The following is a 7,026-nucleotide window of genomic DNA, read 5'->3' on the forward strand; positions in this document are numbered from 1 at the left end:
GCGATTTTTCCGCGCGCGCACTACATCCCGCGGCCATGACACACAGCGCAGCCCCTCTCGACCGCCGGTTCACGGTGGCGCCCATGATGGACTGGACGGACCGGCATTGCCGCGCCTTCCATCGCGTCCTGACGCGCCGCGCGGTGCTGTATACCGAAATGGCGGTGGATCAGGCGCTGATCCATGGCGATGTGCCGCGCCTGATCGGGTTCGAGGCGGCCGAGCATCCCGTCGCCATCCAGCTGGGGGGCTCTGATCCGGAGATTTTGGCCCGCGCCTCGAAGATCGCGGAACGCTATGGCTATCTCGAGATCAATCTGAATGTGGGCTGCCCGTCTGACCGGGTGCAATCGGGCAAGTTCGGCGCCTGTCTGATGCGCGAGCCCGAGCTGGTGCGCGACTGCCTGACCGCCATGCGCGAGACGGTCTCGGTTCCCGTCACGGTCAAGCACCGACTGGGCGTGGATGACCAGGATCCGGAAAAGACTCTGTTCGATTTCGTCGAGACCGTGCGCGAGAGCGGTGTGACGACCTTTGTCGTGCACGCGCGCAAGGCCTGGCTGAAAGGGCTGAGCCCCAAGGAAAACCGCGACGTGCCGCCGCTTGATTATGATCTGGTGCGCCGGATGAAGGCCGAGCACCCCGATCTCGAAGTGCTTCTGAACGGCGGTCTTGAAACCCTCGAGCACGGCCTGGCGGAAATGCAAGGCACGGATGGCATCATGTTGGGCCGGGCGGCGTATCACACGCCCTGGACGCTGGCCGAAGTGGATACGCGCCTTTACGGCGAAGCCTCTGATCCGTGCGCAACGCCGTTTGAGGCGGTTGAGGCCTATCGTCCCTATGTGGAAAGCCAGCTCGCCAAGGGTATAAAGCTGCACGCCATAACCCGGCACATGCTGGGCCTGTTCGCAGGCCGTCCCGGCGCCCGCAAATGGCGTCAGATCCTGTCCGAGCGCGCCAACCGGCCCGGCGCCGGCTGGGAGGTGCTGGAAGACGCGCTCGACGCCGTGCGTCCCGCGGCGGCGGAATAAATCCCTTTCCAGCCTTTATGTTGCGGCGCGCCATGAAACGGCGCAAAAGTGCGGCCCTCTTTCAGTCTGCGTGAAAGGCCCGCGCCATGGACGCCTCGCTCATTCCCTTCATCCTCGCCCTTCTGGCCGTCGGCGCCTTCGCCGGGCTGATTGCGGGCCTGTTCGGCATTGGCGGCGGCATCATCATGGTGCCGGCGCTCTACTATGTGCTGACCGCTTTGGGATATGAGGCGCACGCCATGCATGCGGCTGTCGGCACATCGCTGATGGTGATCGTGGCCACGTCGCTCAGGTCCGTGGCCGCCCACGCCCAGAAGGGCGCGGTGGATTTTCAGGTGCTCAGGACCTGGACGCCCTTCATCGTCATCGGCGCGCTTCTGGGCTCTGCGGTCGCCGATCTGGCGCCGGGCCGGGCGCTGACGGGGCTTTTCGGCGCAGTGGCCTTGCTGCTCTCGGCGCAGTTCTTCTTCGGACGTCCGGACTGGAAGCTGGCGGATGACCTGCCGGGCCAGCCCCTGAAGACGGTGCTGGGCCTGCTGATCGGCATCCTGTCCTCCCTGATGGGTATTGGCGGCGGCGTCTTTGGCGTGACGCTGATGACCCTGCACGGTAAGACCATCCACACCGCCGTCGCCACCGCCGCCGGCTTCGGCGTCGCCATCGGCCTGCCTGGCGCGATCGGCTTCATGGTGGCGGGGCTGGATGAACCGGCGCGCGCGCCATTCTCGCTGGGCTATGTGAACATGGCCGCGTTCGTGACGCTGGCCGCATCCGCCGTCTTCCTGGCGCCAGTGGGCGCGAATCTGGCCCACAGCCTGAACGCCAAACGGCTCAAGCAGATCTTCGCCATCGGCCTTCTGATCATGTCGCTGAACATGCTGCGCGAAGCGATCTTTGTCGGCTAGCTAGCGGGTCGTCTTGCGTTTTTCACGATAGGCCGCCTCGCGGGCTTTCAGCTCGGGCTTGATCGCCAGGCGCTCTTGCTGGGTCATGCTCATCCAGCGGCCCAGCTCATCCATGGTGCGGAAACAGCCCACGCACATCGCCGCATTGGGATCGACGACGCAGACGCGTTTGCAGGGGCTCCAGATCGGTTCTGTCATGGCCTGAAACTGGCGCGTTCAGCCGTCTGCTGCAAGCGCACTAGTGTTTCGGACAGAAAACGGTATTTTGGCGAACCTGTGACAAACGCCCGGTGCGGCGTGGGCGGTCATTAGGGGATTACATCCACATGATTGAAGATCTGGGTCTGCAGCTGCGCAGCCTCATCGGCGTGTTCGTGTTTCTGGCCATCGCCTGGGCGCTGGGCCCGCGCAAAACGCCGCCGGTGGTGCTTGTGCTGGGGGGCGTCGCCGTTCAGTTCGCCATCGCCATCTTGCTGTTCAGCTTTGCGCCCACGCGCGCCTTCCTGTCCTCGCTGACCACAGTGGTGGAAGTGCTGCAGGCGGCGACGACCGAGGGCACCAGCTTCGTTTTCGGCTATCTGGGCGGGGGCGAAAGCCCGTTCGTCATCCGTGAGGGCGCGGAAGGGCTGACCTTCACCTTCGCGTTCCAGGCGCTGCCCATGGTCATCGTGCTGTCCGCGATCTCGGCGGTGCTCTGGCGCTGGCGCATCCTGGAATTCGCCGTGCGCGGCTTCGCCAGCCTGTTCCGCCGCATCCTGAACCTGTCCGGCGCCGCGTCCCTGGGCGCCGCCGCCAACATCTTCCTGGGGATGACCGAAAGCCCGGTGCTGATCCGTCCGCGTCTGCCGGCGATTTCCCGCTCGGACCTGTTCCTGATCATGACGGTGGGCTTTTCCACCGTGGCGGGCTCGGTGATGGCCATCTATGTGAGCCAGCTCAACTCCGTGCTGGATGACGCAGCCGGTCATATCCTGACCGCCTCGCTGATCTCGGTGCCGGCTGCGGCGATCCTGGCGCGGCTGATGCACCCGCAGGACGAAACCGCCGAGCAGGCCGAGAAGGAACGCATTCCGGTCCAGCTTTATCACTCCACCATGGACGCGCTGACCACCGGTGTGGCGGACGGCGTGAAGCTGTTCGTGAACATCATCGCCATGCTCCTGGTGTTCACCGCCATCGTCGCGCTGGTGAACTTCATGCTCGGCGGCATGCCGGACGTGATGGGCGAGCCGATCACCATTCAGCGCGTGCTTGGCCTGATCTTCGCCCCGCTCGTCTGGGTCGCGGGTCTGCCCTGGAGCGAAGCGCAGGCGGGCGGCACCGTGATGGGCTTCAAGACCGCGCTCAACGAGATCTTCGCCTATGATGCGCTGGCGGCGAACGCCGATCAGCTCAGCCCGCGTTCGCGTCTGATCATGACCTATGCGGCTTGCGGCTTTGCGAACTTCTCCTCGGTCGGCATCCTGACCGGCGGTCTGATCGCCGTGGCGCCGAGCCGCCGTGAGGACATCCTCCAGCTCGCCCCGCGCGCGCTCATCTCGGGCACCCTCGCCACGATGATGACCGGCGCCGTGGTCGGCGCCTTGCCGATGAGCCTGTTCAGTTAGGCTCCTTCACAGGCAGACATGAAAACGGCCCCGGATGTCCGGGGCCGTTTTGCTGTGAGCTAGTGCATGGCGTCCGACGACAGGACGCAATTGAAATCCTGATCGTCATAGACGAACAGGATTCGAAGCGCCTGGTTCTCGAATGTGTCGTCCATGTTCAGGATGACGCGGTCCACATGCTGCTCGGACAACCCGGACGGGATGGATGAGGACATGAAATCGTAATGCCCGGAAATGCCCATCGGGAACATGCCGATCTCGGCGTCCATGACGGTGGTCGTGGCGGACATCATGCCGGTGGTCGTATTCACCTCCCAGCTGGAATGCGCGTGCAAACCGACATGGTCAGACAGCAGCGCATCGCATTGCTCGTCATGAGTGGGGTCCACCGGTCCGGTGTTCAGGACCGCAGCCACATGGGTCAGTTCGAAATCCGCCGAGCCGGTGTGGTCGTCCGCGATGGCGCTTGCAGACATGAGCACAGTCAGGCTCGCGGCGGTTGAAATGAGAGATTTCATGAGGGACCTCCTATGTAAATTCCCCATACAGGAGGTAATATGGATTCTAAATCTCACAAAAGTTGAATCTGATCGGTTCAGTCTCCCCGACGCGGGAAGACCTTGCTCCTGAGCCAGCCCAGCGTGGAATTGCCGCCTAGTTGTTCGCGATAGGCGGCCTGCATGAACCGCTCCAGACCCTCGGCGTCGCCCAGCATCTCCATGCGGGTCTTGAACGGGCCGTCCGGGTCGAGGGTCTTGAGGGGCTTGGCCGGCGCGCCGGCGACCACGGTGTTGGCGGGCACATCCCTGGTGACGACCGAGCGGGCGCCGATGACGGCGTTGTCGCCAATGGTGACGCCCTTGCCGATGAAGGCGCCGTCGCCGATCCAGACATTGTCGCCGATGATCACCGGCGCGCTGGGCGGGCGTGCGGTGGTGCGGTCATACAGACCATGCCAGTCGCTGTCGGTGATGGTGACCGATTTGGCCAGCAGCGCGGCGTTTCCGATGATGATCCTTTCGGCCGCCAGGATGCGGATGCTGCCGGCGAAGAAACAGCAATCGCCGATATGGATCTCGCCCGGCGCGTCAGCGGGCGACCAGACGGTGAAGCTGACCGGCTGGTCGCGGCGGCTGACAATGTGGATGGCCTTGCCCGCATGCACATTGGGGCCGAACACCTCCACATTCCACGGGCGCACCACCTTGGCGTGATCGCCCAGGCTTTCGAAATGCGGCTTGAGGAAATGACGCGTCCAGGCGTTCTCGAACTGCTCCCACAGGGCGTGCATCCAGTATGGGCGGTGGTCATGACGCATGGTTTTGGAGTATCCAGCCAGGAATGAGCGAAGACGTTATCGAAACCGCGATTCTGTCCCTGGTCGAGCAACGAGGGCCGGATAAAAGCATCTGCCCCTCCGAGGCGGCCCGCGAAGTCTTCCCCGAAGACTTCCAGAACCGCATGCGCCATGTGCGCAACGCCGCCATCCATCTGGCCCGGCAGGGCAAGATCGTGATCCTGCGCAAGGGCAAGCCGGTCGATCCGGAGAACTTCAAGGGCGTCTATCGCCTCGCCAAGGCGCCCGAGGCGCCTGCGCCGGAAGGCGATGGCTGAGGATTTCGACCAGCTCAAGCGCGAGATCCGCGCCTGTCGGGTCTGCCAGCCCCATCTGGACCATCCTGTCCGTCCCGTTGTCTGCGGCCAAGCCAGCGCCCGAATTCGCATCATCGGACAGGCGCCGGGCACGCGGGTGCAGGCCAGCGGCAAGCCCTTCACCGATCCCAGCGGGGACCGTCTGCGCGACTGGATGGGGGTGAGCGAGGCGGAATTCTATGATGAGCGGGCCGTCGCCATTACGCCCATGGGCTTCTGTTTTCCCGGACTGGATGCCAAGGGCGGGGACAAGCCGCCGCGCCGAGAATGCGCGCCGCTCTGGCAGGACCGTGCGGGCGCCGCATTGCCGCATGTGGGGCTGACTTTACTGGTGGGCGCCCATGCACAGCGCTGGCATCTGGGGAATCGAGCTGCAAAAACCCTGACCGAGACCGTAAAGCAGTGGCGACTGCATTGGCCAGATTATGCTGCGCTGCCGCATCCGAGCTGGCGCAATACCGGATGGCTGAAGCGTAACCCTTGGTTTGAGCAAGAAGTTTTGCCTGAACTGAAAGCTCGCGTCCGCGAAATGTTGAACAGTCTAAATTGACCGTACATTTACCCAAGTAAAACGGACACTTGCGCGGAACTGTCGCAAAAGGTATCGAGACGGCGCACGCGCTGGCCCTGGCTGATCGTGACCGCCGATGAAGCGGCTCCGGCCCCCAGCGTTCCATTTTCGTTTCGCGACAGGAAGGACTCCCCGCTCATGAGCCTGTTCGAGCACACCGCGTTTGATAACCACGAGAAAGTTCTTTTCGCCACTGATCCGGCGACGGGGCTCAAAGCCATCCTGGCGGTGCACTCCACCGCGCGCGGCCCGGCCGTTGGCGGCTGCCGCATGTGGTCCTATCCGTCCTCTGCCGAGGCGGTGACCGATGTGCTGCGCCTGTCCCAGGGCATGAGCTACAAGAACATCATGGCGGACCTGCCCATTGGCGGCGGCAAATCCGTGATCATGAAGCCCGAGGGCGAGTTCGACCGTCAGGCCCTGTTTGAAGCCTTCGGCCGTGCGCTGGAAAGCCTGAACGGCCAGTACATCTCCGCGGAAGATGTGGGCGTGTCTCCCGACGACATGGTCGTCGCCCGCCGCACCACCCGTCACGTGGTCGGCCTGCCGGACGGCACGGGCGATCCGTCCCCGGTGACCGCCAAGGGCGTGTTCATGGGCATCCAGGCCGCTGCGGCCCGGGGCCTGGGTTCGGAAGACCTCAATGGCGTGAAGATCGCGGTTCAGGGCGCCACCGGCCATGTGGGCGCCTATCTGGTCCGTCACCTGGCGGAAGCCGGCGCCGAACTGCACCTGGCTGACATTCGCGAAGCCGAGCTGAAGGCCATCGCCAAGGAAACCGGTGCGAAAGTGGTCGAGGATCCCAACGCCATCTACGACGTGGATGCGGACATCTTCACCCCGTGCGCGCTGGGCGCCATCATCAATCCGAGCACCATTGACCGCCTGAAGGTCAAAGTGGTCGCCGGTGCTGCGAACAATCAGCTCGAAACCCGCGAAATGGGCGCCGAGCTCGTCAAGCGCGGCATCCTGTATGCGCCGGACTATGTCATCAACGCCGGCGGCATCATCAATGTCATGGGCGAGATCGACTCCCGCTTCGACAACAAATGGGTGGAAGGCAAGCTGCACACCCTGAAAGCCACGCTGGGCGAGATCATGGACACAGCGGCGCGTGAAAACCGCCCGTCCAACATCGTCTCCGACGAGCTGGCGCGTCAGCGCCTGGCCGATGCGGCCGAACAAAAGGCCCTGGCGGCGGAATAAATCGCCAGCAGGCTGAATTGGACTTGCACATGGAAGCGGGGGGGGGGGGG

General features: G+C 64.0%; 9 protein-coding genes. 6 read left to right on the top strand and 3 right to left on the bottom strand.

Annotation, left to right across the window (positions count from 1 at the left end):
- The first annotated feature begins 35 nt into the window (after positions 1 to 35).
- Positions 36 to 1,034 (top strand): tRNA dihydrouridine(20/20a) synthase DusA, encoded by a 999-nt coding sequence (gene dusA / locus RBA95_RS12675; protein WP_306017233.1) that lies wholly within the window; start codon positions 36 to 38, stop codon positions 1,032 to 1,034.
- A gap of 86 nt (positions 1,035 to 1,120) precedes the next feature.
- Positions 1,121 to 1,939 (top strand): sulfite exporter TauE/SafE family protein, encoded by an 819-nt coding sequence (locus RBA95_RS12680; protein WP_306017234.1) that lies wholly within the window; start codon positions 1,121 to 1,123, stop codon positions 1,937 to 1,939.
- Here RBA95_RS12680 and RBA95_RS12685 read toward each other — a convergent pair whose 3' ends face one another.
- Complete coding sequence (locus tag RBA95_RS12685) at positions 1,940 to 2,137, bottom strand: DUF1289 domain-containing protein (protein WP_306017235.1); 198 nt, start codon at positions 2,135 to 2,137, stop codon at positions 1,940 to 1,942.
- Positions 2,138 to 2,265: 128 nt separating this feature from the next.
- Here RBA95_RS12685 and RBA95_RS12690 point away from each other — a divergent pair, with 128 nt between their 5' ends.
- Complete coding sequence (locus RBA95_RS12690) at positions 2,266 to 3,546, top strand: NupC/NupG family nucleoside CNT transporter (protein ID WP_306017236.1); 1,281 nt, start codon at positions 2,266 to 2,268, stop codon at positions 3,544 to 3,546.
- A gap of 59 nt (positions 3,547 to 3,605) precedes the next feature.
- On the opposite strand, the gene RBA95_RS12695 is transcribed toward RBA95_RS12690, so the two are convergent.
- Together RBA95_RS12695 and RBA95_RS12700 are read right to left on the bottom strand one after the other, a co-directional pair.
- A complete protein-coding gene (locus RBA95_RS12695) occupies positions 3,606 to 4,064 on the bottom strand; it encodes a hypothetical protein (protein ID WP_306017237.1) in 459 nt (152 codons plus the stop codon).
- 77 nt (positions 4,065 to 4,141) lie between these two features.
- On the bottom strand, positions 4,142 to 4,864 hold the full coding sequence (locus RBA95_RS12700; RefSeq protein WP_306017238.1) for a DapH/DapD/GlmU-related protein: 723 nt from the start codon (positions 4,862 to 4,864) through the stop codon (positions 4,142 to 4,144).
- A gap of 23 nt (positions 4,865 to 4,887) precedes the next feature.
- Between RBA95_RS12700 and RBA95_RS12705 the strand changes: the two genes are divergently transcribed.
- From RBA95_RS12705 to RBA95_RS12715, 3 genes are all read left to right on the top strand, one after another.
- Positions 4,888 to 5,160 carry a DUF3253 domain-containing protein gene (locus RBA95_RS12705; protein WP_306017239.1) on the top strand — a complete coding sequence of 91 codons (273 nt, stop codon included), beginning with the start codon at positions 4,888 to 4,890 and terminating at the stop codon, positions 5,158 to 5,160.
- A complete protein-coding gene (locus tag RBA95_RS12710; protein WP_306017241.1) occupies positions 5,153 to 5,749 on the top strand; it encodes a uracil-DNA glycosylase family protein in 597 nt (198 codons plus the stop codon). The genes RBA95_RS12705 and RBA95_RS12710 overlap by 8 nt, the downstream gene beginning before the upstream one ends.
- Positions 5,750 to 5,908: 159 nt before the next feature.
- Positions 5,909 to 6,976, top strand: coding sequence for a Glu/Leu/Phe/Val dehydrogenase dimerization domain-containing protein (locus tag RBA95_RS12715; RefSeq protein WP_306017242.1), 1,068 nt, complete (start codon positions 5,909 to 5,911; stop codon positions 6,974 to 6,976).
- Positions 6,977 to 7,026: the final 50 nt, after the last annotated feature.

The sequence above is a fragment of the Oceanicaulis sp. MMSF_3324 genome, from assembly GCF_030733545.1.
Classification (GTDB): domain Bacteria; phylum Pseudomonadota; class Alphaproteobacteria; order Caulobacterales; family Maricaulaceae; genus Oceanicaulis.

What these genes read in the sequence shown, in the direction of transcription:
- RBA95_RS12705 (WP_306017239.1), top strand. Translation starts at nt 4,888, where the DNA reads ATGAGCGAAGACGTTATCGAAACCGCGATTCTGTCCCTGGTCGAGCAA.
- RBA95_RS12695 (WP_306017237.1), bottom strand. Translation starts at nt 4,064, where the DNA reads ATGAAATCTCTCATTTCAACCGCCGCGAGCCTGACTGTGCTCATGTCT.
- RBA95_RS12680 (WP_306017234.1), top strand. Translation starts at nt 1,121, where the DNA reads ATGGACGCCTCGCTCATTCCCTTCATCCTCGCCCTTCTGGCCGTCGGC.
- RBA95_RS12710 (WP_306017241.1), top strand. Translation starts at nt 5,153, where the DNA reads ATGGCTGAGGATTTCGACCAGCTCAAGCGCGAGATCCGCGCCTGTCGG.
- RBA95_RS12690 (WP_306017236.1), top strand. Translation starts at nt 2,266, where the DNA reads ATGATTGAAGATCTGGGTCTGCAGCTGCGCAGCCTCATCGGCGTGTTC.
- RBA95_RS12700 (WP_306017238.1), bottom strand. Translation starts at nt 4,864, where the DNA reads ATGCGTCATGACCACCGCCCATACTGGATGCACGCCCTGTGGGAGCAG.
- RBA95_RS12685 (WP_306017235.1), bottom strand. Translation starts at nt 2,137, where the DNA reads ATGACAGAACCGATCTGGAGCCCCTGCAAACGCGTCTGCGTCGTCGAT.
- RBA95_RS12715 (WP_306017242.1), top strand. Translation starts at nt 5,909, where the DNA reads ATGAGCCTGTTCGAGCACACCGCGTTTGATAACCACGAGAAAGTTCTT.
- dusA (WP_306017233.1), top strand. Translation starts at nt 36, where the DNA reads ATGACACACAGCGCAGCCCCTCTCGACCGCCGGTTCACGGTGGCGCCC.